The sequence below is a fragment of the Streptomyces longhuiensis genome (genome assembly GCF_020616555.1).
GTDB lineage: Bacteria > Actinomycetota > Actinomycetes > Streptomycetales > Streptomycetaceae > Streptomyces > Streptomyces longhuiensis.
Map to the genome: position 1 here is coordinate 1642820 of NZ_CP085173.1, position 22876 is coordinate 1665695.

The 22876-nt window shown below is 70.9% G+C and carries 20 protein-coding genes; 15 read left to right on the forward strand and 5 right to left on the reverse strand.

All coding sequences use genetic code 11. The features are described from left to right. Positions 1-89: 89 nt before the first annotated feature. Positions 90-980: a GNAT family N-acetyltransferase gene (locus LGI35_RS07820; RefSeq protein ID WP_227293169.1), complete on the forward strand. Its 891-nt coding sequence runs from the start codon at positions 90-92 to the stop codon at positions 978-980. Between the two features lie 200 nt (positions 981-1180). Then, positions 1181-2323, forward strand: coding sequence for a hypothetical protein (locus LGI35_RS07825; protein WP_423835687.1), 1143 nt, complete (start codon positions 1181-1183; stop codon positions 2321-2323). Between the two features lie 85 nt (positions 2324-2408). Here LGI35_RS07825 and LGI35_RS07830 read toward each other — a convergent pair whose 3' ends face one another. Beyond that, on the reverse strand, positions 2409-3041 hold the full coding sequence (locus tag LGI35_RS07830; protein WP_227293170.1) for an HdeD family acid-resistance protein: 633 nt from the start codon (positions 3039-3041) through the stop codon (positions 2409-2411). 138 nt (positions 3042-3179) lie between these two features. Here LGI35_RS07830 and LGI35_RS07835 point away from each other — a divergent pair, with 138 nt between their 5' ends. The 6 genes from LGI35_RS07835 (at position 3180) to LGI35_RS07860 (ending at position 9261) form a co-directional block, all read left to right on the forward strand. Beyond that, on the forward strand, positions 3180-3563 hold the full coding sequence (locus LGI35_RS07835; protein ID WP_227293171.1) for a DUF488 domain-containing protein: 384 nt from the start codon (positions 3180-3182) through the stop codon (positions 3561-3563). Positions 3564-3756: 193 nt separating this feature from the next. After that, positions 3757-5223, forward strand: a complete 1467-nt coding sequence (gadC, locus tag LGI35_RS07840; RefSeq protein ID WP_227293172.1) for a glutamate/gamma-aminobutyrate antiporter GadC — start codon at positions 3757-3759, stop codon at positions 5221-5223. After that, a complete protein-coding gene (locus LGI35_RS07845) occupies positions 5220-5657 on the forward strand; it encodes a hypothetical protein (RefSeq protein WP_227293173.1) in 438 nt (145 codons plus the stop codon). The genes gadC and LGI35_RS07845 overlap by 4 nt, the downstream gene beginning before the upstream one ends. 139 nt (positions 5658-5796) lie before the next feature. Next, positions 5797-6030 carry a hypothetical protein gene (locus tag LGI35_RS07850; protein ID WP_376566532.1) on the forward strand — a complete coding sequence of 78 codons (234 nt, stop codon included), beginning with the start codon at positions 5797-5799 and terminating at the stop codon, positions 6028-6030. Between the two features lie 22 nt (positions 6031-6052). After that, entirely contained in the window at positions 6053-7876 is a 1824-nt protein-coding gene (locus LGI35_RS07855; RefSeq protein ID WP_227293174.1) for an alkyl/aryl-sulfatase, read from the forward strand. A gap of 80 nt (positions 7877-7956) precedes the next feature. Then, positions 7957-9261 carry a hypothetical protein gene (locus LGI35_RS07860; protein WP_227293175.1) on the forward strand — a complete coding sequence of 435 codons (1305 nt, stop codon included), beginning with the start codon at positions 7957-7959 and terminating at the stop codon, positions 9259-9261. Positions 9262-9279: 18 nt separating this feature from the next. Here LGI35_RS07860 and LGI35_RS07865 read toward each other — a convergent pair whose 3' ends face one another. Beyond that, positions 9280-9891: a TetR/AcrR family transcriptional regulator gene (locus LGI35_RS07865; RefSeq protein WP_227293176.1), complete on the reverse strand. Its 612-nt coding sequence runs from the start codon at positions 9889-9891 to the stop codon at positions 9280-9282. A gap of 228 nt (positions 9892-10119) precedes the next feature. On the opposite strand from LGI35_RS07865, the gene LGI35_RS07870 reads away from it, so the two are divergent. From LGI35_RS07870 to LGI35_RS07895, 6 genes are all read left to right on the forward strand, one after another. Continuing rightward, the gene (locus LGI35_RS07870) at positions 10120-11046 is read left to right on the forward strand and encodes an acyl-CoA thioesterase (protein ID WP_227293177.1); all 927 of its coding nucleotides are present in this window, start codon (positions 10120-10122) and stop codon (positions 11044-11046) included. 43 nt (positions 11047-11089) lie between these two features. Next, the gene (locus tag LGI35_RS07875; RefSeq protein ID WP_227293178.1) at positions 11090-11578 is read left to right on the forward strand and encodes a PaaI family thioesterase; all 489 of its coding nucleotides are present in this window, start codon (positions 11090-11092) and stop codon (positions 11576-11578) included. Positions 11579-11628: 50 nt separating this feature from the next. After that, positions 11629-13311, forward strand: coding sequence for a class I adenylate-forming enzyme family protein (locus LGI35_RS07880; protein ID WP_227293179.1), 1683 nt, complete (start codon positions 11629-11631; stop codon positions 13309-13311). Positions 13312-13601: 290 nt separating this feature from the next. Beyond that, entirely contained in the window at positions 13602-14279 is a 678-nt protein-coding gene (locus LGI35_RS07885; RefSeq protein ID WP_227293180.1) for an SRPBCC family protein, read from the forward strand. A gap of 69 nt (positions 14280-14348) precedes the next feature. Then, positions 14349-14864: a DinB family protein gene (locus LGI35_RS07890; protein WP_227293181.1), complete on the forward strand. Its 516-nt coding sequence runs from the start codon at positions 14349-14351 to the stop codon at positions 14862-14864. 78 nt (positions 14865-14942) lie between these two features. Then, on the forward strand, positions 14943-15572 hold the full coding sequence (locus LGI35_RS07895; RefSeq protein WP_227293182.1) for a TetR family transcriptional regulator: 630 nt from the start codon (positions 14943-14945) through the stop codon (positions 15570-15572). Between the two features lie 21 nt (positions 15573-15593). On the opposite strand, the gene LGI35_RS07900 is transcribed toward LGI35_RS07895, so the two are convergent. Together LGI35_RS07900 and LGI35_RS07905 are read right to left on the reverse strand one after the other, a co-directional pair. Continuing rightward, positions 15594-17291, reverse strand: coding sequence for an AMP-binding protein (locus LGI35_RS07900; RefSeq protein WP_227293183.1), 1698 nt, complete (start codon positions 17289-17291; stop codon positions 15594-15596). Between the two features lie 56 nt (positions 17292-17347). Continuing rightward, positions 17348-20581 (reverse strand): carboxyl transferase domain-containing protein, encoded by a 3234-nt coding sequence (locus tag LGI35_RS07905; protein WP_227293184.1) that lies wholly within the window; start codon positions 20579-20581, stop codon positions 17348-17350. 180 nt (positions 20582-20761) lie between these two features. Between LGI35_RS07905 and LGI35_RS07910 the strand changes: the two genes are divergently transcribed. Further along, positions 20762-21400 carry a TetR/AcrR family transcriptional regulator gene (locus LGI35_RS07910; RefSeq protein ID WP_227293185.1) on the forward strand — a complete coding sequence of 213 codons (639 nt, stop codon included), beginning with the start codon at positions 20762-20764 and terminating at the stop codon, positions 21398-21400. 142 nt (positions 21401-21542) lie between these two features. On the opposite strand, the gene LGI35_RS07915 is transcribed toward LGI35_RS07910, so the two are convergent. Further along, positions 21543-22757, reverse strand: coding sequence for an RNA-guided endonuclease InsQ/TnpB family protein (locus LGI35_RS07915; RefSeq protein ID WP_227293186.1), 1215 nt, complete (start codon positions 22755-22757; stop codon positions 21543-21545). Between the last annotated feature and the right edge of the window lie 119 nt (positions 22758-22876).

The following is a 22876-nucleotide window of genomic DNA, read 5'->3' on the forward strand; positions in this document are numbered from 1 at the left end:
CGGCCTGTGCCCACTCAATTGCTTTGCGGGGGTCGCGCCGGCCCGGTTAGGTTCTGCCGCGTCCGCAACTCCCCGTACAAGGAGCCCTCTTGTCGCTGCACCTCACACCGCTGACCGATCCGGCCGGCGGTCCGGACGTCCGCCGCCTCGCATGGCTGGCGTCCGACGCCGACGGGAACCCGGTCGGCTCGGCGTTCCTGCGGCTCATCGACCTGGACGGGCAGCGGCATCTCGCCGAGCTGTCCCTTCAGGTACATCCCGCGGAACGCCGTCGCGGCGCGGGTACCCGGCTCCTCGAAGCGGCGGTGACGGCCGCGAAGGCCGACGGGCGGCGCTCGCTCACCGCCCCGGCCGACGACGGTTCACCCGCCGACCTGTTCCTGGCCGCGCGAGGATTCCGCCGGGTGCTGAACCTGACGTACGCGCGGCTCCCGCTCGCCGACGCGGACATCGCGGCCCTCACGCGCACGGCGCGTGCGGAGCACCCCGGATACCGGCTCGTCTCCTGGGAAGGCACGGTTCCGGACCACCTGGCCGCGACGTTCGCCGCGTCGCGTCGCGCCATGGACGACATGCCCATGGACGACACCGACTACGGGACGGTGCCCTGGGACGTGGACCGGGTCCGCGCGGTGGCCAAGGCCGTCGAGCGGCGCGGCGAACACCTCGACACGGTCGCGGCGGTCGACGCCTCCGACGGCACGGTCGTGGGGTTCACCGAGCTCGTCGTTCCGGGTGACGGCACGGGTGACGGGCAGCACTACGGCACGGGCGTGCTGCCCGAGCACCGTGGTCACGGTCTCGCGCGCTGGATGAAGGCCGAGGCCGTTCTCCGCGCCCGCGCCCGCCACCCGAAGCTCGGGGGTCTGCTCACGGACACCGCCGACAGCAACACGCCCATGCGCGCGGTGAACGACGGGCTGGGCTACGTGCCGACGCATCGGACGTACGAGTACCAGCTGGACCTCCCGCAGGCCTGACGGCCTCGACGTCCAGCAGGCCGAAAGGCGCGCGATGGCCACCGCGGGTTCGCGGTGGCCATCGTCACACCCTCCCCCGGCCTCATCGCCACGAGATAGTTGTATAGTACAACGTGAGCGAAGGTTGTAAACGCCAACTCATTGAGTTGTATACACCAACGCCCACCTCTGTTCTCCGTCCATCACTGGAGGTCCTGCCCATGCCCGCCGACCACAAGGCACACCGCTCCGAGTCCTCGGGCGCCGTGCACGGCGTGCGGAATCCGGCCCTGCGCCATGTCCTGACGCACCTCATCACCCCGCTGCTGATGTGTGTGGGCATGGGGCTGGCGTACATGGGTGCCTTTGTGGCGCCCGAGCCGCACCATCTGCCGGTGGCGGTCGTCGGGGCCGGGCCCGAGGCGAAGGTCTTCGCCCAGACGGTGAAGGACAAGGCCGGTGACGCCCTCGACGTCCGTACGCTCGACAGCCGCTCGGCCGCCGTCGAGCAGCTCCGGTCCCGTGACATCGACGGCGCGTACGTCCTGAGCGCGAAGTCACCCGAGCTGATCGTCGCGACCGCCGGTTCCGACATGAGCGCGATCACCGCCGAGAAGATCTTCACGCCGGTCGCCACGCGGCAGGGCGTGCCGCTCAAGGTGACGGACGTGACCCCGACCGTCTCGGACGACCCGACGGGCCAGGGCCTGTTCTTCCTGCTGGTGGCGCTGAGCATCGGCTCGTACGCGTCGGTGGCCGTGATCGGAGCGGCTGGTTCCGCCCTGTCGATGCGGACGCGCGCCGCGCTCGTGGTCGGCGTGTCCGGCGTGGTCGGCCTCGTCGGCGCGGCTCTCGCGGGACCGGTGTTCCACCTGGCCCACCACGGCCTGTGGGGCATGTGGTCGATGTCCTGGCTGTACTCGGCGGGCATCCTCTTCATCGGCGTGGGTCTGCACACGTTCCTGAAGCGGTGGACGACGCTCGCGCTCATGGTGCTGTTCGTGATGCTGAACTTCACCAGCTCCGGCGGCCTCTACCGGCCCGAGCTCCAGAACGGCTTCTTCGGCACCCTGCACTCCTTCTGGAACGGCGCCGGCTTCGTCGAGGGCTCGCGCAGCCTGCTCTACTTCGGCAGCCACGACCTGGCCAGGAACGTGTGGACGCTGGCCGTCTGGCTCGTCGTCGGCCTGGTCGTGATGGGTCTGGCCGCGCTCACGGAGCGGCGGCGCGGTGCCGCCGCCGAGCCCCGGCGGCAGGGCGCGCACAGCCTGGCGCAGGCCCCCGCGCGCTCCGCCCGCAGTGAGGCCGAGGAGGCCCGGGAGTCGGAGGCGGAGGAAGAGATGGAGGAGACGGTCGCGGTCTGACCGTCACCGAGAGGCCGAGCAGTCGCGCCGGGCGTCCCGATGGGGCGCCCGGCGCTCGCGCGCCCGCCCGTCTCCATCGGCACCCTCACACTCCGTGCGGAATCCGCTTCGCCTTGCCCCGCAGCTGGAACGCCGTGACGATCTCCACGACGCCGACCGCGATCAGCCAGCAGCCGCCGACCAGGGTGAGTACGGCGACGGACTCGAACGGCGAGACGATCAGGACCACACCGGCCAGCGCGCTCACGACGCCGAGGAAGATCTGCCAGCCGCGCGCCGGCATCGCCTCGTCGGAGACGGCCGCGACGGTCTGGGTGATTCCGCGGAACAGCCAGCCGATACCGATCCACAGCGCGAGCAGCAGGATCGACTGCGTCGCCCCGCGGAAGCAGAACAGGCCGAGCAGGATCGACACCGCGCCGCTGATGAAGGCCATCACGCGCAGCCCGGTCGTGACATGGGTGCCGAACGCGGCCACCAGCTGGAATACGCCGGTGACCAGGAGATACACACCGAAGAGCACTCCGGCGGCGAACAGGGACGCCCCTGGCCAGACCAGGACCAGTACGCCCAGGATCAGGGCGGCTATGCCGGCCAGCAGCACTACTTGCCACGCGGATTGAGCCAGGCGTCCGAGCGGGCCCTGGGGCGCGGCGGGGGGCTCTTCGTGGGTGCCTTCGGCCGTCGGGATTCGGGGTTCGTGCGGTGCGTGCGTCATGTCCGACTGTTCACACGGCGTCGGCGCGACCGCCACTCGGGTGAGGCGAACGACGTACGGCCCCGGCAGCCCGGGGCCGTCACCGCAGCGGCGGACCACCGAGGACACGAGGCGGGGAAAACTCCGCACAATTGGGCCATGACAGAACGCTCCAAGAGCTCCGAACCGCACTTCCGCGTCCGCCGGGTCTACGATCCGCCGTCGTCGGACGACGGAATCCGGGTCCTGGTGGACCGCCTGTGGCCGCGCGGCGTCTCCAAGGAGCGGGCCGACGTCCAGGAGTGGATGAAGGACCTGACGCCGTCCTCCGCGCTGCGCTCGTGGTACCACGAGGACCGCGCATCCCGCTTCCCGGAGTTCGAGCGCCGCTACCGCGACGAGCTCGCCGAGCCGGACCGCGTGGAGCTGACGGACAAGCTGCGCGCGCTGGCCCGTACGAGCACGGTCACGCTGGTCACCTCGGTCAAGGACATCGAGCACAGCCATGTGCCGGTCCTGGTGCGGCATCTGACCGAGAGCTGACCGGCCCGGGGACGGTGCGGATCCCCTCCCGCCGCGCCCCGCGGGCGTACCGACCCGGCCCGACAGCAGGTGCGAACCGGCACAAGCTATGCCAATTTTGTGCAACGACGCACCACTTGGACGCACGGCGTCGTCCGAGCGACGCGGGCACCGGTGGCGCCGGGGTCCGCCGACGCACCCCGGGAGGGCCCGTATGACCACCATGGACGTCCCGTCCGACGAACCCATACCGCGGGCGAAGACGGCGCCACCGGTGGCGGCGCCCGCCCTGAAGTGGGTGACGCTGGCGCTGATGACGACCGCATCGGTGGCAAGTCTGCGGGCCGCTCCGACCATGGCCGTGTACGGCCTGGCCTGCGTCTTTCTCTACATCGTCCCGGCGGTCGTGTTCCTGCTGCCGACCGCCCTGGTCTCGGCTGAGCTGGCGTCGGGGTGGAACGGCGGTGTCTACCGGTGGGTCAGTGAGGGCTTGTCGAAGCCGCTCGGGTTCCTGGCCGTCTGGTGCCAGTTCGCCATGACGATCTTCTACTACCCGAGCCTGCTCGCGTACGTGGCCAGCACCATCGCGTACGTCATCGACCCCTCGCTCGCCTCCAACGGCCTCTACACGGCCATCGTCATCATGGTCCTGTACTGGACCGGGGTCTGGGTCTCCTCGCGCGGCACGAGGGCCGTGGCCGGACTGTCGTCCTGGGGACTGGTCATCGGCACGCTGATCCCGGGCACGATCCTCGTCGTCCTCGGCCTTGTCTTCCTCGGCCAGGGCAACGGATCGGCCGCCCCCATGGGGGCGGCGAACCTCCTCCCCCAGTGGACGGGGCTCGCCAGCCTGGTGCTGATCGTCAACAACTTCCTGAGCTACTCCGGCATGGAGATGAACGCGGTCCACGTCTCCTCGCTGAAGGACCCGGCCAAGGAGTACCCGAAGTCGATGTTCCTCGCGACGGGGCTCGTGCTGCTGATCTTCATCCTGCCCGCGCTCGCCATCAGCTGGGTCGTGCCGTCCGACCAACTCAGCCTCACCGCGGGCGTGATGCAGGCGTTCCACGCCTTCTTCTCGTACTTCCACGTCGGCTGGCTCACCCCGATCGCGGCTGTCATGCTGATCGCCGCCGCGCTCGGCGGCATGCTCACCTGGCTCGCCGGGCCGTCCAAGGGCCTGCTGATGATCTCCCGCGAGGAGGGCTATCTGCCGCCGTTCCTGCAGAGGCTCAACAAGAACGGCATCCAGCAGAACATCCTCGTCACCCAGGGCGTCGTGACGACGGCCATCGCTCTGATGTACGCGCTGATCCCGAATGTCTCCAGCGCGTACTGGATCTTCTCGGTGATCACGACGCAGGTGTACCTGATCGTCTACCTGCTGATGTTCGCCGCCGCGATCCGGCTGCGCAGGACGCAGCCCGACCACCCGCGCGGCTACCGCGCACCGGCTCTGACGCTGCTGTGCGGCGTCGGCCTGGTCGCCTCGCTCGCCGCGCTGGCCATCGGATTCGTGCCGTCCTCGCAGTTCGGCGGCAACAGCGTGTGGCTGTACATCGGCCTCGTCGGCGGCGGGCTCGTCATCCTCGGCCTGGTGATCCCAGGGATCTTCCTCAAGCTCAGCAGGCCGAGTTGGCGCGACCCCGCGTCGGCGGCCGACGAAGGGGGCGCCACGTGAGCCCCACCCGGTTCGCCTCGCAGCACCGGTGGATCTATGTCTGCGCGATCCTCCTGCTGCTGGCCCTCGTGGTCGTCGGAGTCATCCAGTACGACAGCGTGAGGACGACCGACGACGCCCACAAGAAGGCCCAGCAGCTCGCGGACGAGCTGGTGGCCGCCGGCTACTCCAGACCCGACACCGGTGGCGTCGTCCGCACGCTCGGCACCGACGGCGGCAACGCCTGCGACGATCCCGGGTCCGCCCTCAAGTCGGGCCTGTGGAAGATCCACCTGTCCAACGGCGCGGGCGGCCCCGGGCAGCGGCCGGTGATCTCCGACCGGCGGGCCGTGGAGGCCGAGGCGATCATCCTGGGCGTCTACTGCCCCGACAAGCTCGAGAAGATCAAGGACAAGGTCGACGACCTCAGGACCGACGACACAGTGAGGCGATGAGGCATGCCCGCGCCCGACAGTGAACTGGCCGCCCGGATCGCCGAGTTGACGCCCCGGGCGAAGGCAGACCTGAGCGAGCTCGTCGCCGACCCGTCCGTCGCCGACCCGCGCCGGTACCCGCCCGAGGAGTGCCCGGGCCATGGCCGACGTGTACGGAAGACCCATGGAGTTCCTCGGCCAGGGCGGCTCCGTCCCGCTGTGCAACGTCCTCGCCCAGGCGTATCCCCGCGCGGAGATCGTCCTGATGGGGGTGGAGGAACCGCAGTGCCTGATCCATGCCCCGAACGAGAGCGTGGACCCCTCCGAGATCGAGCACATGGCGCAGGTGAAAGCGCTCTTCCTGCGCGCGTACGGCACCGAAGCGCGGCGCTGACACACATCCCTGGGAGACCGACGTGACCACCTCCGACACCCCTGCCTCTTCCCCCGACTTCGCCGACCGGTCCGACTTCGAGGAGGCGGACCGGGGTCTCGTCTCCCCACCGCTCTCCTCCACGATCACGGCCGAGGACGGACGCGTCGTGTGGAACTTCGACGACACGGCGTTCCTCGACGAGGACTGTCCCGACACCGCGCACCCGAACCTGTGGCGGCAGTCCCAACTCTGCGCGCGGGCCGGTCTGTTCGAGGTGACCGAGGGCGTCTTCCAGGTGCGTGGGTTCGACCTCTCCAACATGACGCTGATCGAGGGTGACCACGGGGTCGTGGTCGTCGACCCGCTCGCCTCCGCCGAGACGGCGGCCGCCGCCCTGGAGCTGTACCGCTCGCAGCGCGGTGAACGGCCGGTCGCCGCCGTCGTGTTCACCCACTCCCACCTCGACCACTTCGGCGGCGTGCTCGGCGTCGTCGGACCTGACGACGGCGTGCCCGTGGTCGCCCCGCAGGGCTTCATGGAGCACTCCGTCGCGGAGAACGTGTACGCGGGTTCGGCGATGCTGCGCCGCGGCGCCTACTACTCGGGCGCCAACCTGGAACCGGGGCCCGAGGGTCTCGTGGGGATGGGCCTCGGCTTCACCGCGTCCACCGGCACCGCGGGACTGGTGGCGCCCACCGTCGAGGTCCGGCACACGGGACAGGAACTGACCCTCGACGGCGTCGTGTTCCGCTTCCAGATGACGCCGGGCACCGAGGCGCCGGCGGAGATGAACTTCCTGCTGCCCCAGCGGCGCGCCCTGTGCATGGCCGAGAACGCCACGCACAACCTGCACAACATCCTGACCCTGCGCGGCGCCGTGGTCCGCGACGCCCGGATCTGGGCCCGCTACCTCAACGAGGCCATCGAACTCTTCGGCCACGACGCGGACGTCCTGTTCGCCTCGCACCACTGGCCGACCTGGAGCTCGGACCGGATCAGGTCGTTCCTCGCGGAACAGCGCGACCTGTACGCGTATCTGCACGACCAGACGCTGCGGCTGCTCAACCAGGGGTACACGGGGTCGGAGATCGCCGAGCTGATCGAGCTGCCGCCCCCGCTCTCCGCGGCCTGGCACGCGCGCGGCTACTACGGCTCCGTGAGCCACAACGTGAAGGCCATCTACCAGCGTTACATGGGCTGGTACGACGGCAACCCCGCCTCCCTCTGGGAGCACCCGCCCACCGAGACGGCCGAGCGCTACGTCGACTGCATGGGCGGGCTCGAAGCGGTGCTCGGCAAGGCGCGTACGTACCTGGAGGAGGGCGATCTGCGGTTCGCCGCCCAGCTCCTGAGGCACGCCGTGTTCGCCGCGCCGGACAACGCCGACGCCAAGGAACTGCTCGCGCAGACCTTCGAGCGGTTGGCGCACGGCGCGGAGAACGCGACCTGGCGCAACTGCTACCTCACCGGCGCCCAGGAGCTGCGCGGCGCCATCAAGAGGACCAGCATCGGCGGCGGTGACATGAGCGCCGCGCTGAACGTCGAGCAGCTCTTCGACTCACTCGCGGTCCGGGTCGACGGGCCCCGGGCGTGGCAGCACTCGCTCACCCTGCACTGGCATCTGTCGGACCTGGGCGAGATGTACCGCATGACGCTGCACAACGGTGTCCTGGTCCACACCCGTACGACCCGGCCCGCCGACAGCGCGGACCTGTCCCTCACGCTGACGAAGCCCCAACTCCTCACGCTGCTGGCCGGGAAGGGACTCCACGGCGTCTATCACTCGGGCGACCTGGGCGCCCTCGACACCCTGCTCTCGCTCCTCGACGAGAACGATCCGGACTTCGCGATCGTCACCCCGTGACGGCGGTGACCGGGTGCGACAGCCGCCCATACGCACTAATCCAGCGGGCCCCCGGCCACGGCATGGCATCCCATGAGTACATGACACCGGACCGTGAGGACCGTCCCCCGTCGGGCGCGAGCGACGAGATCGCCGAGCTGCGCTCCCGGGTCGCCCAGTTGGAGTCCGCGGGGCCGGCGCGGCCCCGGCCCCGGCACCATCTGCGCTCGTTCTTCGCGGGCCTCCTGATCGTCCTCGTGGCGATCCTGACGCCGCTCAGCGCGGTCGCGACCTGGGCCAGCGACATCGTCGGCGACACCGATCGCTATGTGGCGACGATGAAACCGCTCGCTTCCGATCCCGATGTCCAGGCGGCCGTCACGAACCGCGTCACGAACGTCGTCATGGAGAACATCGATCTCAAGACGCTCCTCAGCGACGTGGCACCCGCCGACCGGCCGAGGCTGGAAAAGGCGCTGGGGAGGCTGAGCGGCCCGCTCACCAGCGGACTCAGCGGCTTTGTGCACAACACCGTCCAGAAGTTCGTGTCGAGTAAAGAGTTCGAGAAACTGTGGACCGGCCTCAACCGGCGTGTGCACACGGCGGTCGACAAGGCGCTGACCGGAAGCGGCGGCGGCGCCGTCAAGCTCACGAACGACACGGTGACGATCGACCTGGCTCCCGTCATCGAGGAGGCGAAGCATCGGCTCGTCGACCGCGGCCTCGGCGTCGCCTCGAAGATCCCCGAGGTGCACACCGACTTCACGGTCCTGAAGTCCGACTCCATCGGAAAGATCAAGAAGGGCTTCCGGCTGCTCCAGCTCCTGGGGGTCTGGCTGCCGATCCTCACCCTGGTCCTCGCGGCCGTCGCCGTCCTCCTGGCCGTCCGCAAGCGGCGCGCCCTGGTGGCGGCGGGGATCGCCATCGCCGTGGGCGCCGCACTCCTCGGCATCGGCCTGTGGGTCTTCCGCGCGATCTATCTCGACGGGCTGCCCTCCGGGGTGTCGCAGCCGGCCGCCGGCGCCGTCTACGACGCGCTCGTGCGGTTCTTGCGGACGACGGTACGCATGGTGATCACCGTCGGCGTCGTGGTGGCGCTCGCCGCGTGGCTGACCGGCGAGGGCCGGGCGGCGACCCGGGTCACGGCCATGTGGCGCGGCGGTATCGGCGCGGTGCGCGACGCGGCGGGCCTCACGGGCGGCCCGGTGGGCGCATGGGTGCACCGGGCGAAGACATGGCTGAACTGGACGGTCGTCGTCGTGGCGGCCGTGATCATGCTGGTGTGGGACCGTCCGACGGGCGTCGTCATCGTGTGGATCGCCCTGTGCGCGCTCATCGCTCTCGCGGTGGTCGAGTTCCTGGACGACGACGGATCGCCGCACTTGACGGCCACCCCCGCCGGGTGACGCCGTTGCTGTTCGGTGTCAGGCGCGCGCGGGGCGCCGCACCGCGCGGGGGCGGTACTCGACCACGGTCAGCGCCAGGGCCACGTACCGCTCGACCAGCTCGTCCACGGACACCGGGCCCTCCGCCTGGTACCACTCCGCGATGGCGTTGCACATCGCGATGACCGCGCGCCGTGCGTCGTCCGGATAGGGCGTGAGGAAGATGCCCTGTGCCACGCCCCGCTCGACCACCTCGCGGAACTGCTGGGTGCCGCGCGCCTCGTTCTTCCGGTAGCGCGCCAGGTGCTCGGGCTCGAGGCTGCGCCCTTCGGTCAGCACGATGCTGCTCTTCACGGGGTGGTCGGTACGGAACCGGACGGTCGCCGCGACGAGCGCCTCCAGCTGCTCGGCGGGGTCGTCACCCGCCGCCTCCAACGCCTGGTCGCACGCGCCGAAGTAGGCGTCGAGACCGTCGTCGAGGATGGCGACCAGCAGGTCCTGCTTGCCCTTGTAGTAGTAGTACAGGGCGGACAGGCTCACCCCGGCGCGCTGCGCGATGTCGCGGATCGAGGTCGCGCCGTAGCCCCGCTCGGAGAACTCATGCCGGGCAGCCTCGACGATGGCCTTGTGGCCTGCGGGTCGCGTGGACACAGCTCTCCGATCTCCTGTTTCCACCCCGGCGCCGTGCGCACTGAACGAACGGTCGAACAGTCGTGGCGGGACATCGCCGAGTGTACTGGCGCATGCCGCGAATCGGCCGGTCACGAGGTAAATGACCAGTACAGACGCCTCGGCCGTCCGATCCGGGGCGGCACGACGACAGGGCGCGTGATGACCGTCACAGCCACGGAGGCCCCCGGGGCTGGCAGCATGCCGACCATGGGTGCTCAATACAACCAACTCGCGGTGGCGCAGCCGGATGCCACGCCCGACCACGCGGACCCGCTTCCCCTCGGCGAGCTACTGGGTCTCGAGGCGTCGGGGGGCAGCGCCTTCAGCGGCATGCCCCACATGGGCCGGCCGCCGCGGGCCTTCGGCGGGGTGACGCTCGCGCAGGCTCTGCTCGCGGCGGGGCGCACGGTCGACGGCGGGCGGCAACCGCACTCCTTGCACGCCTACTTCCTGCGCTCGGTCGCCCCGGAGGCCTCCGTCTCGTACGAGGTGGAGCGGCTGCGGGACGGGGCCTCCTACGCGGCCCGGCAGGTGGCCGCGCGCCAGGACGGCATGACGGTGCTCAGCCTCTCCGCTTCGTTCAAGAAGCCCGAGAGCGCGCTCGACCACCAGCCGGAGATGCCCGGCGCACCGGTGCCGGACGACTGCGAGGCCCCGTACGAGGTGATGGCGCGGGAGCACCCGCAGCGCTACGCGGAATCCGTCATCCCCCGCGCTGTCGACCTGCGGCTCGTGGAGGCGGACGCCGATGAGCTGGCGGCGCGGGCCGACGGCATGTCCCGGCGGCGCTGCTGGCTGCGGGCGGCGCGGCCGCTGCCCGACGAGCCCCTTCTGCACACCGCCGCACTCGCGTACCTCTCGGACCTGACGATCTCCCCCACGGCCGCGCTGCCCTGGGAGCCGCACGGTGCGCGGAGCGCCCGCCGGTCGAGGGTGATGCTGGCGTCGCTGGACCACGCCATGTGGTTCCACCGCCCCGCGCGCGCCGACGCCTGGTTGCTGTACGCCCAGCACACCACGAACCTGTCCGACGGCCGCGCGATGTCCCGCGGTGAACTCTGGTCGCAGGACGGCCAGTTGGTCGCCTCCGTGCTGCAGGAGGCACTGATCCGCCACCGGCCCGCGGCCACCTGACTCCACCTGCCCCCACAGCACAACCGGAAGGAATCCACTCCACATGCTCGACTTCGCCTGGGGCGCCGGCACCGGCCTGGACCGCATCCGCACGCTCGCCGAGGAGCTGGAACACTCGCCGCACGTCCCCTACACACAGTTCGGCCTGAGCATCACTCAGGTCGACAAGGGCCGGGTGGAGATGACCTGGAACCCCGGGGAGTCCCTCCTCAACCGGGGCGGTGTCGTGCACGGCGGCTTCGTCGCGACCACGCTCGACGAGGCGTGCGGCGCCACCGTGATGTCCGGGAGCGAACCGCTGACGCCGTTCCTGACGATGAGCCTGAACATCGAATACCTGCGCCCGCTCCGGGCGGGCGCCACGTACAAAGTGGTCGGGACGGTGCTCAAGCCGGGCCGCCTCCGCACGCTGGTGCGGGCTGCCGTCGAGGACGCGGCGGGCAGGCTGTGCGCGGAGGGCACCGCTTCGATGACGCCCAACCGGGCCCTGCTGCAGACGTCTGGACACGCGCCGACGGGGACCGTAGCTTAACGAATGTTCTGACTGCACACCCGTCGCACCGTCGACCAGGGAGTTGCCGCGTGATCCGTCGCCATCCGAAGGGCATGCCGGCCCACCTCTCCTACCCGGAGGCGTCCGTCGGGGACATCCTCGCCGGCTCGGCCAGGAGATACCCCGACCGGGTCGCCCTGCGCGACGGCGACGACACACTGACCTACGCGGAGCTCCACGAGCAGGCGCTCCGCTTCGCGCGGGGGCTGCGCGAGCGCGGCATCACCGAGGGCGACACGGTGGCACTGCACCAGCCCAACTCCCTCTGGTTCCCGGTCACTTACTACGGGATCCTGCTGGCCGGGGCCGTCGTGGCGCCCCTCAACCCCACCCTTCCCCCGGCGGCCCTGCGCGCACAGCTCGACGAGGCGGGGGCCCGGGCGGCCGTGACGCACCCGGCCACGGCCCCGGCGCTCCTCGCCGCCGGCACCGACGGACTCGAACTGATCACCGTCGTACCGCCGTCGGCCGTCGCGCCCGGCGATCCGGCGCGCGCGGACGGCACGGTGCCGCTCGCCGAGCTGCTCGCGGGCGCCCCGGAGCCCGGCCCGCGCGTCCCGCCCGACGCGGTCGCCCATCTGTCCTTCACGGGCGGCACGACGGGGCGCTCGAAGGCGGTCGAGGTGCTGCACCGTCATGTCGTGGCGAACTGCCTCCAGTTCACCTGCTGGCGCGCGGCCGCCGTGCCCGCGGTGGACCCCGACGGTGGCGTCCATCTCGACCCGGTGGCCGAGGCGGCCACCGAGTACACGAACCAGCCCGGACAGGGCGTCTCGATCGCCGTCGCGCCGTTCTTCCACGCGATGGGCCTGGTCGGCCAGTCGATCGGCGTGCTCGCCGGACTGACGAGCGTCCTCGCCGGCCGTTTCGACCCCCAGCGGTTCCTGGAGCTCGCCGAGAAGTTCGAGGCCACCCAGATCGCCGGGTCCCCCGCGCTCTTCCACGCCCTGCTCGCCGCCCCCGCCGCACAGGGCCGCGCCCTCCCCGCGGTCCGCGTGGTCAACTCGGGCGCCGCGCCCATCGACACGACGACACTGCGGGCCCTGGGGACGCTGTTCCCCCGCGCGTGCGTCGTGGAGGGCTACGGACTGACCGAGGCCACCATGGGCGTCACCTCGGGGATCGTCGACCCCGACGACCCGGTCCCGATCGGGTCGGTCGGCCTGCCCGTCTTCGACACCGAGGTCGAGATCCGCGACCTCGTGCAGAGCGGGAGTTGCGTGCCCGACGGCGAGACGGGCGAGCTGTGGGCCCGCGGCCCGCAGATCACGGCGGGCTACCACGGCCACCCGGAGCTGACGGCCGAGCAGTTCGTCGATGGCTGGCTGCGCACCGGCGACCTGGCGCGGTGCGACGAGCGCGGCCACGTCTACATCGTGGGCCGGGCCAAGGACATGCTCATCTACAAGGGTTACAACGTGTATCCGGGCCAGCTGGAGGAGATCCTCAGCGGCCATCCAGCGGTCGCGCAGGTCTCGGTGATCGGGGTTCCCGCGGCCGACGCGGGCGAGATACCGGCGGCGTACGTCGTGGCGCGTCCGGATGCCTCGCCGGCCCCCGGCCCGGCTCTCGCGGAGGAGCTGATGGCGCACGTGTCCGCCCGCGTCGCGCCGTACCAGCGGGTGCGCGAGGTGCGGTTCCTGGAGGCGCTGCCCACCTCGGCCGCGGGAAAGGTCCTGAAGGCGGAGCTGCGGCGGACACACAAGGCATAGCTTTAACGAACGTTCAACACGTCCGGTGCCGGGTCCCTCGATCGGTGAGGGCCCGGCCCCACCTCTCTCACACCTCCCCCGCACCTCCCTCACGCCCCCGGCCGCCCCGGGCCGCATGGCAGGCGGTGTTCCGGGCAGGCGACCACCGTACGTGCCTGCCCCATCACCCGTTCGGGCTAACCCGAGATGTCGTGGAGCCGATCCGCACGCACGTTTGGAATGTAGAGCCCGTGGGGTGCGTACCCGTCGGCACCGCGCCGACGACCGGACGGGCGCCGGGGAGGTGCGTGATGCCAGAGATTTCCGTGGACGTCCACATCGGCCGATCCGTCACTGAGGTGTACGACTTCCTTTCCGACGCACGGAATCTCGCACTCTGGTTCTCGGGTGTCGACTCCGTCGCCGAGAGCTCGGAGCCCGCAGGTCCGGGCGTGGCCCATGTGTACCGCTTTCCGGGGCGCCACCGGGACCAGCTGCTCCAGTGCGTGGCGTACGTACCGGGCGAGCACCTCGTCTTCCGCGGCGACCGGATGTGGAACGCCCTCGGCGCCCAGACGCCGCTGTACTCGTTCACGCTCTCCTCGCGCCCCCGCGGCACCCTCCTGCGCCTCACGGTGCGGTGCCGCCTGACAGGCGCGCTGACCCTGCTCGCGCCCGTGGTCGCCATGGCCTGGCGACGCGACCTGCCGAGGGACGTGCGCCGGCTGGGCGAACGCCTCGGCGCCCCGCACTGCCACGTCATATCCGCCCCGAGGCGGGTACGCCTTCCCATATCCGTGTCCAGCCCGGCCACCGCCGCGCCCACGACCGTTCGACCGGCCCTCGCGCCGCCCGCCCCACCACGGCCGCAGTTCCGTCCTGAGCCCCGCTCTGAGGCCCGCCCCGAGCCCCGCCCCGAGCCCCGCCCCGAGGCCCGCCCCACCTCGGTCCCGGCCGCCAAGGAACGCTCGCCACGCCCCGCGGCGTAAGGCGCCCCGAAGCCACCCACAGGAAATTGCCGTGCGGAAGGGGCGACCCGGCCAGTAGCGTCCCCACCCATGACTCCTCCTCCTCGCATACGTCCTCCCTACGACGCCGACGAGCGAACGCAGTTGGTCGCGTGGCTGGACATGCAGCGCGCCGTCGTCGAGTGGAAGTGCGAGGGCGTTTCCGAGAAGGACGCCCATCGCTCCGTACTCCCCGCGTCCCCCGCCATGACCGTGGCGGGGGTCGTGTCGCATCTGCGGTGGGTCGAGCACTGCTGGTTCGAGGTCATGCTGATGGGGGGCGCGGCCGAGGGACCCCAGTTCGACGACGGGCCGGAGGACGCCGACATGCTCGTCGACGACGTTCCCCTCGACCAGCTGCTCGGCGAGTACACCCGCCAGTACGCCCGGTCGAACGAGATCACCGCCGCGCACTCCCTCGACCAGGCGGGCCGGCACCCCGACTTCCGCGCCGGGTCCGCGAATCTGCGGTGGATCCTCCTCCACATGATCGAGGAGACCGCCCGGCACGCGGGTCACCTCGACGCGATCCGTGAGCTCCTCGACGGCGAGAAGGGCTACTTCTGACCCGGGTCGTCCGATGGCCTGCGGGGCCGCCCGCGGGGCCCTGTACGGGCGCGTCGTGCGACCTGCGAGACTGTCGCCATGCCCAGTCCGGTCCGCACGTCCGCTGCAGGCGAGGGCCTTCGCGCGAGGCGCCGCCGCGAGACCGAGCACGCGATCCACGCCGCCGCGGTACGGCTCGTCGAGGGCCACGGCCTGGCCGGGGTGACGGTCGACATGATCAGTGCCGCCGCCGGGATCTCGCCGCGCACGTTCTTCAACTACTTCCCGAGCAAGGAGTCGGCGCTCACCATCGGGCCGCCCCCGCTGCCTGACGCGCTCCACCGGCGCCTCGCGCACGGCGACCCGGCGCCCCGGGCCACGCTCACCGAACTGCTCGACGTCCTGTCCGCGCACATCACCGACGATGTCGTGCCCGACCGCGAACTCGTCCAGGCCACCTTCCGGATCGCCGACCGGCATCCCGAACTGCGGGCCGCGCTCCACGCGCGGTTCGACGCCTTCGAGGAACAGGCGAGGGAGGCGGTGGCCGAGCGGATGGCCGCCCCTCCGGCCGACCCCCGGCCCCGCCTGCTCACCGGCATCGCGCTCGCCGTGACCCGCACCGCGCTGGAGCAGTGGTCACTGGGCACCGCCGGCGACCACGCCTCGCCGGAGCCGGACCTGCGGCAGTGCATCGATCTGCTGCACACACTCATGCCGAAGACCTGAGGCGCGCGCGAACACGGCCCTTCAGCGGTCGTCGGCGAGCTGCTGCGCGCGGGCCGTCAGATCCACCTTCCGGATCTTCATGGTCGTCGTCATGGGCATCTCGTCGACTATCTCGACGAGGGGAACCTTGTAGGTCGCCATGCTCTCGCGCGCCCAGTCACGAAGCACCGAGGCCTCCACCGCGCCCTTTTGACGAAGGGTCACGAAAGCCACCGGGATCTGGCCCTTCGAGAGGTCGGCGGCCGGGACGACTGCGGCCGTGTGCACGTCGGGGTGACGGCACAGCAGCATCTCGACCTCCGCGGGGAAGACACTCATCCCCTTCACCTTGATGAGGTCCTTGTCGCGGCCCAGGTAGTGCAGGCAGCCGTCGTCGTTGATCCGCCCGTTGTCCCCCGTGTGCAGCCAGCCGTCTCGCAGTTGCCGCGCCGTGGCGTCGGGCTTGTTCCAGTAGCCCGTCGTCACCGAGGGGCTGCGGACGACGATCTCGCCCGCCTCGCCGAGCGGCAGCGGCTCGCCGGTGACGGGCGACACCACGGCGATGTCCGTGCCGGGCATGGGCAGTCCGCAGAAGACGGGTTCGGCGTGCAGATCCTGGTCCCCGTCCTGGAACCCGTAGGGCGTCACGTCGATCGTGTGCGTCTCGGTCATGCCGTACGCGGCCTCGCGCAGGACGGAGTGGGCGCCCGCGGCGGCCTGCCAGCGCCGCCGGACGCCGACGTCGAGCTTGCGGATGAACGAGGTGCAGAGGGGGTCGACGAGAGAACTCAGGTCGTACGAGGCGAAGTCGGGCCGGTCGAGGAGTTCGAGGTAGTTCTCCACGGTGCCGACCATCGTGGTGACCTTGTGCGCGTCGATCGCCCGCAGGACGCGGGCCGGGTCCCAGCGGGGCATGAGGACCGAAGTGCCGCCCAGCATCAGGGGGTTGAGGATGCCCAGGTCCTCGCCCGCGATCCAGAAGACCGGGATGTAGCACAGGACCACCACCTCGCCGTCGGCCGTCTGGCGTGTGGCCGCGGCGCTGGTGGCGATGGTGTAGATCATGTGCCGCTGGGTGTGCATGCAGCCCTTGGGGAGGCCGGACGTGCCGCCCGTGTAGTTCAGGGCGGCCAGGGCATCGAGGTCGGCCGGGGCACCGTCGACCGGCTCGTGCGCCACGGCCTGCGCCCAGGTGTGGACCACGAGCCCTTCGATCGCCACGGCATCCGGTGCGGTCGCGCCCAGGGCCATCTCGGTGAGCGAGGTGATGAACACCCGCCGCACCGCGGTCTGTTGGCGTACGGAGGCGAGCAGCGGGAGCGAGGTGTCGAGGGTGACGACGGTCTCGGCGCCGCAGTCCTCGAGTTCGTGGGCGAGTTCGGCGCCCTGGAACATCGGGTTGACCGGCACGTGCACCGCGCCGAGGCGCAGCACGGCCAGGAAGGCGATCAGGAACTGTGGGCAGTTGGGCAGATGGACGGCGACCCGGTCGCCCGCGCCGACCCCCTCCAAGGCGAGGTGTCCCGCCAGGCGGCGGCTCAGCTCGTCCAGTTCGCGGTAGGTGACGGTGCGGCCCTCGAAGACGACCGCGGCCCGGTCGGGGCGCAGCCGCGCCCAGTGCGCGACATGGTCCGGCACGGAGATCTCGCCGAGCGGGTACACGACGTCGTTCGGTGTGCCGTGCGGGCGGACCCGGGCCTGACGGGTGCGCAGATCCTCCAGGTACTCCTCGATCTTCATGCGGCTCCTCGGTTGTTGTCCCGACCTGACCTACCTGGACCTTCACCGCACGGGCGTCACCACGTGTCGACGAAGCGACGGGGGGTTCGCCCCTCGGACGAGCGCGGGTGCGGATGCGTGGGGTGCTGGGCGAACGTCGTACTGATCCAGCGGCGGGTGTCGGCCGGGTCGATCACGTCGTCGACCTCGAAGGTCGTCCCCGCGTTGAGCGCCTTGCCCTGCTCGTACTGTTCCGCGAGCAGCGCCTCGTACGCGGCCCGGCGCTCCTGCGGGTCGGCGATGGCCTCGAGTTCGCGGCGGTAGCCGAGCCGGACGGCGCCTTCGAGGCCCATCGGGCCGATCTCGCCGGTGGGCCAGGAGACCATCGCCGCGGGGGCGCGGAAGCCGCCGCCGGTCATCGCCATCGCGCCGAGGCCGTAGCCCTTGCGCAGGACGGCGGAGAAGACCGGCACGCCGAGGTGGGCTCCCGCGACGAAGAGCCGGCTGAAGTGCCGTACGGTCGCGGTCTTCTCGGCGTCCGGGCCGACCATGAACCCGGGGGTGTCGCACAGGGTGATCACGGGCAGGCCGTGGGCGTCGCAGAGTTGCAGGAACCGGGCCATCTTGTCGGCGGCATCGCTGTCGATGGCGCCGCCGAGATGCTGCGGGTTGTTGGCGACCAGGCCCATCGGCCGCCCCTCGACGCGTACGAGTGCGGTGATGACGCCGACACCGAACTCGCGGCGCAGCTCCAGGACCGAGCCGGTGTCGGCGAGGAGGGCGACCGCCTCCCGGACGTCGTACGCGCGCAGCCGGTTCTCGGGGACGACGTGGCGCAGGAGGCGCTGGTCCGCGCAGTCCCAGTCGCTCAAGTCACCCTGGAAGTACGAGAGGTACTTCTTGGCGACCGCCACGGCCTCGGCCTCGTCGTCGACCAGGATGTCGACGACGCCGTTCGGGACCTGGACCGGCATCGGTCCGACCTCCTCGGGCAGGAACTGCCCGAGGCCACCCGCCTCGATCATCGCGGGGCCGCTCATGCCGACGGTGGCGTCGGCGGTCGCGATGACGACGTCACAGCAGCCGAGGAGCGCGGCGTTGCCCGCGAAGCAGCGCCCGGCGACGATGCCGACCGTCGGCACCTGCCCGCTGAGGCGGGCGAGGGTGGCGAACGTGGGGACGTCGAGCCCGGCGACCGCCAGCATGTCGGTGTCACCGGGGCGTCCGCCGCCGCCCTCGGCGAAGAGCACGACCGGTATCTGCTGCCGCTCGGCGAGTTCGAGCATGCGGTCGGTCTTCTTGTGGTTGAGCATCCCCTGCGTGCCGGCGAGGACCGTGTAGTCGTACGCGAGGACGGCGCACTGGCCGCGCCGGTCGCCGAACCGGGCGCCGTTGATCTGGGCGACGCCGGTGACGATGCCGTCGGCCGGTGTCGCGGCGATCAGGTCGTCGAGGGTCCTGCGGCGGCGCTGCGCGGCGATCGCCAGGGCGCCGTACTCGGTGAAGGTGCCGGGGTCGCAGAGGTCGGCGAGGTTCTCGCGTGCGGTGCGGTGGCCGGTGCGCCTGCGGCGTTCGACGGCCTGCGGCCTCGCCTCGTCGAGGGTGACGCGATGGCGCTCGACGACCTCGGCGAGGTCGGGCCTGATGACGTCGAGATCGACCTCGGCCGCCGCCTCGTCGACGCTCTCCTCGCCCTGCGACGGTGCGAAGACGACGAGTTCGGCGCCGGCCGGGACGACGTCCCCGACGCTCGCACGGACCTCGCGGACCACTCCCCCGCGCGGCGCCGTCAGGACGTGCTCCATCTTCATCGCCTCGAGTACGACCAGTGGCGCGCCGGCCGCCACCTCGGCGCCCGGCTCCACGCAGACGTCGACGACGCTGCCCGCGGAGAGCGCGGTGAGGACCGAGCCATGACTCTCCCGGGACGGTGCGGCTCCCGGTACGAGCTTGTCGAGGTGTTCGTTGACGAAGGCGGTCGTCACCGTGCCGTCCCGGAAGGCCTCGTGGCGCAGGACGGCGCGCAGGAGCGGCAGGTTCGACGGGACTCCGCAGAGCGTGAACTCGCCGAGCGCTCCGGCCGCCTTCCCGGCCGCGTCGGCGAAGTCGCCCCGGACCGTACGAGTGATCACCTTGGCGACCAGGGAGTCGTACGAGCCCTTGATCTCCAGGCCCGCGCGGCCGTGAGTGTCCACGCGCACCCCGGGGCCGCCGGGTGCCTCGAAGGCGGTCAGCGTGCCCTGCGAGGCGCGGGCCGTGCCGTCCGCGGACAGCTCTTCGAGGTTGACGCGGGTCTGGATCGCGAAGCCGCGCGGCTGCGGTACGTCCTCCTGGAGGAGGCCTAGTTCGGCGAGGGTCCTGCCCTGGGCGAGGCGCAGTTGAGTGGCCACCAGGTCTACGCCGGTGAGTTCCTCGGTGATGGTGTGCTCGACCTGGAGACGCGGGTTGGTCTCGATGAAGTGGAAGGCGTCCGGGTCGTCCGCGTCGACGAGGAACTCGAAGGTCCCGAGGCCGAGATACCGGGTCGCCGAAGCCATCGTGACCGCGGCCTCGATCAGCAGGTCACGCGTGCGCGCGGGGAGCCACGGGCTGGGCGCGACCTCGATCAGCTTCTGGTTGCGGCGCTGGACCGAGCACTCCCGGTCCCACAGGTGGGTCACCTGGCCGGTGCCGTCCCCGACGACCTGGATCTCGATGTGCTTGGCGCGGGGCAGCAGTTGCTCGACGTAGACGTCGCCGTTGCCGAAGGCGCGCTCGGCCTCGGAGCGGCAGCGCTCGTGGGCCCAGGCGAGGTCCGCCGCGTCGTGCACGGCGCGCATGCCGCGGCCGCCTCCCCCGGCGACCGCCTTCACCATGACACCGTCACGCACGCCGGCGAGGAACTCCGAGGCCTGCGCGAGCGAGGTCGGGGCGCCGGTCGCCGCGAGGACGGGCACACCGTGCCGAACCGCGAGCGCCCGTGAGCTCGCCTTGTCGCCGAAGAGGGCGAGGAGTTCCGGGGTGGGCCCCACGAAGGTCAGCCCCGCCTCGGCACACGCCTTCGCGAAGTCGGCGTTCTCGCTGAGGAACCCGTAGCCGGGATGGACCAGGTCGCAGCCCGCGCGCCCGGCGATCCCGACGATCTGGCGCGCGTCGAGATAGGCGGCCACGCCGTCGCCCTTGAGCAGGTGGGCCTCGTCGGCCAGCCGCACATGGGCCGCCGAGCGGTCGTCCGCGGAGTGCACGGCCACGGTCCGCAGGCCGAGCGCCGTCGCCGCGCGGTGGATCCGGACCGCGATCTCGCCCCGGTTGGCGATCAGCACACCTGTCATCGGACGTCTCCTCCACGGGCCCCTGACGCGGGCCTTCTGTACGTGACGGCATCGGGCCGTACCTGACGGTTCCGGGCGTGCCGGACCTGCCGACGCGCCAGTGACATTGACGCTGGTGTCAACGGCACTGGCGGGCCCAGTCTGCGTTGACGCCGTCGTCAACGTCAATAAGCTGGGGCCATGCCGATCGCGAGAAACTCCTGGACCGTGCGCGACAAGCTCGACCGCCAGGACAGCGCCACCCGCGCCCGGCTGCTCACGGCGGCCCGCACGGTCTTCGAGCAGCGGGGCTACGCCCGCACGACGATCGCCGACATCACGGCACAGGCCGACGTCGGCCGCGCCACGTTCTACGTCTACTTCGCCTCCAAGCAGGACGTCTTCGCCGTGCTCGCCGCCGATCTGCGCGACCGGTTCCTCGCGGCGCAGGAAGCGGCGGACCCCGAAGCCGAGGACCCGTACCAGCTCGCCGAGCGGACCAACGCGGCGTTCCTGGACGCCTATGTGGACAACCTCGCGTTCATGACCGTGCTCGAACACCAGTCGCTCACGGATCCGGCGATGCGCGTGCTCCGCGACGAGATCAGCGACCGCCCCCGAGGGCGCACCGCGCGCTACATCGCCCGTCTGGTGCGCCAGGGCCTGGCCGAGCCGGCCGGTTCGCCGGAGTCCGTGGCCACTGCCGCGGCCGGTATGGTCGCGGGCTTCGCCCGGGCCGTGGCCACCGACCCGGCCTGCCGGGACCAGGCGGTCGCCGATCTGACGGCGATGTATCTGCGGCTGCTCGGCCTCACACCCCGCGCAGGAGCCAAGACCTGACCCCACGGGTTCCTCCGGACCGTCCATTCGACCCGTGCCCGCTCGCGCCACGCATTCGCCCCTGTGTTGGCCGGAGCCACGTGTTCGGACGGAGGGGGAAGTTCCTCGTGACTCCTCCCCCTCATAATGAGGGGGCTTCTCGCTACGCCGGTGCGGCTTCGCGACGGACCAGCCCGGCCCGTAGAACGTTGGTGGCGCCCACGGTGTCCGCGTGCTCCTGGTGGCCGCACGAGATGCAGTGGAACTTTTCCTGTGTGGGCCGGTTCTCCGCGCTGGTGAGCCCGCATTCGGGGCACTGGCGGGAGGTGTTGCGGGGGTCCACGGCGATCACTTCCCGTCCGGCGCTTTCAGCCTTGGCGGCGAGGATCGTCAGGAACACCCCCCATCCGGCATCGCAGATCGAGCGGTTGAGTCCGGCCTTCGCGCCGGCCCCGTTGGGCAGGAAGGCGCCCGACGTGTCAGGGTCGGGCTTCGGCGCGGCACGCCGGACCATGTTGCGGATCTTGAGGTCCTCGTGCGCGATGAAATCATGTTCACGCACGAGATCAAGCGCGGTCTTGTGTGCGTGGTCGAGGCGCTGGCGGCGCACCTTGCGGTGCAGCTTCGCGACCTTCTCGACCGCTCGCCGATGGTTGGCCGTCCGCCTGTCACGGCGCACACGCGGAAACCTCGACAAGGCCTGCTGTGCGGCTTCGAGCCTCGCGGCGCTCCTCGCCCCGTGACGCGGGTTGGGGATAAATCCGCCGTCAGAGGTGGCGACGAAGTTGGCTATGCCCAGGTCGATGCCGATCACGCTGCCCGTCGCGGGAAGCGGTTCGGGCTGGACCTGTTCGGCGGTCAGCACGACGAACCAGCGTCGGCCCTCACGCTTCACGCTGACCGTCTTGACCTTGCCTGCCACGGGCCGGTGCTGATGCACTTTGACGTGCCCGACACCTTGAAGACGGACGCGAGTCACCGGATCGTGCGGCGTGCTGTCCCACCGGCAGCCGTCCCCGTCCTTCGGGAACTCCACCGTGTCGAACCAGTTCACCCCACGAAAACGCGGATAGCCCGGCTTCTCACCGGACTTGACCCGGCGAAAGAACGCCGCGAACGCCTTGTCCAACCGCCGGAGCGTGGCCTGTTGTGAGCTGAACGACCAACGTCCCTGACACTCCGGGTCAAACGCGCGGATGTCCTTGAGCTGGACGGACTGCTGCCCGTACTTGATGCTGGTCCTCGAGGCGTGCCGGTAGGCGTCACGGCGCTCCTGCAACGCGCCGTTGTAGAGCGAGCAGTGATCACGCAGCATCTCACCGAGCGCCTGAGCCTGCCGCACCGTGGGCCGCATGACGAACCTGTACGCACGAATCACCCGGCCCACCCCCTTCGGCTCTTGTGAGCAACATAGCCGAGGCCACTGACAACCCGTCCACAGACAGAACATCCATGCACACATGACCCGTCAGAGCAGCCCCGAGGGATGGCCAGGAC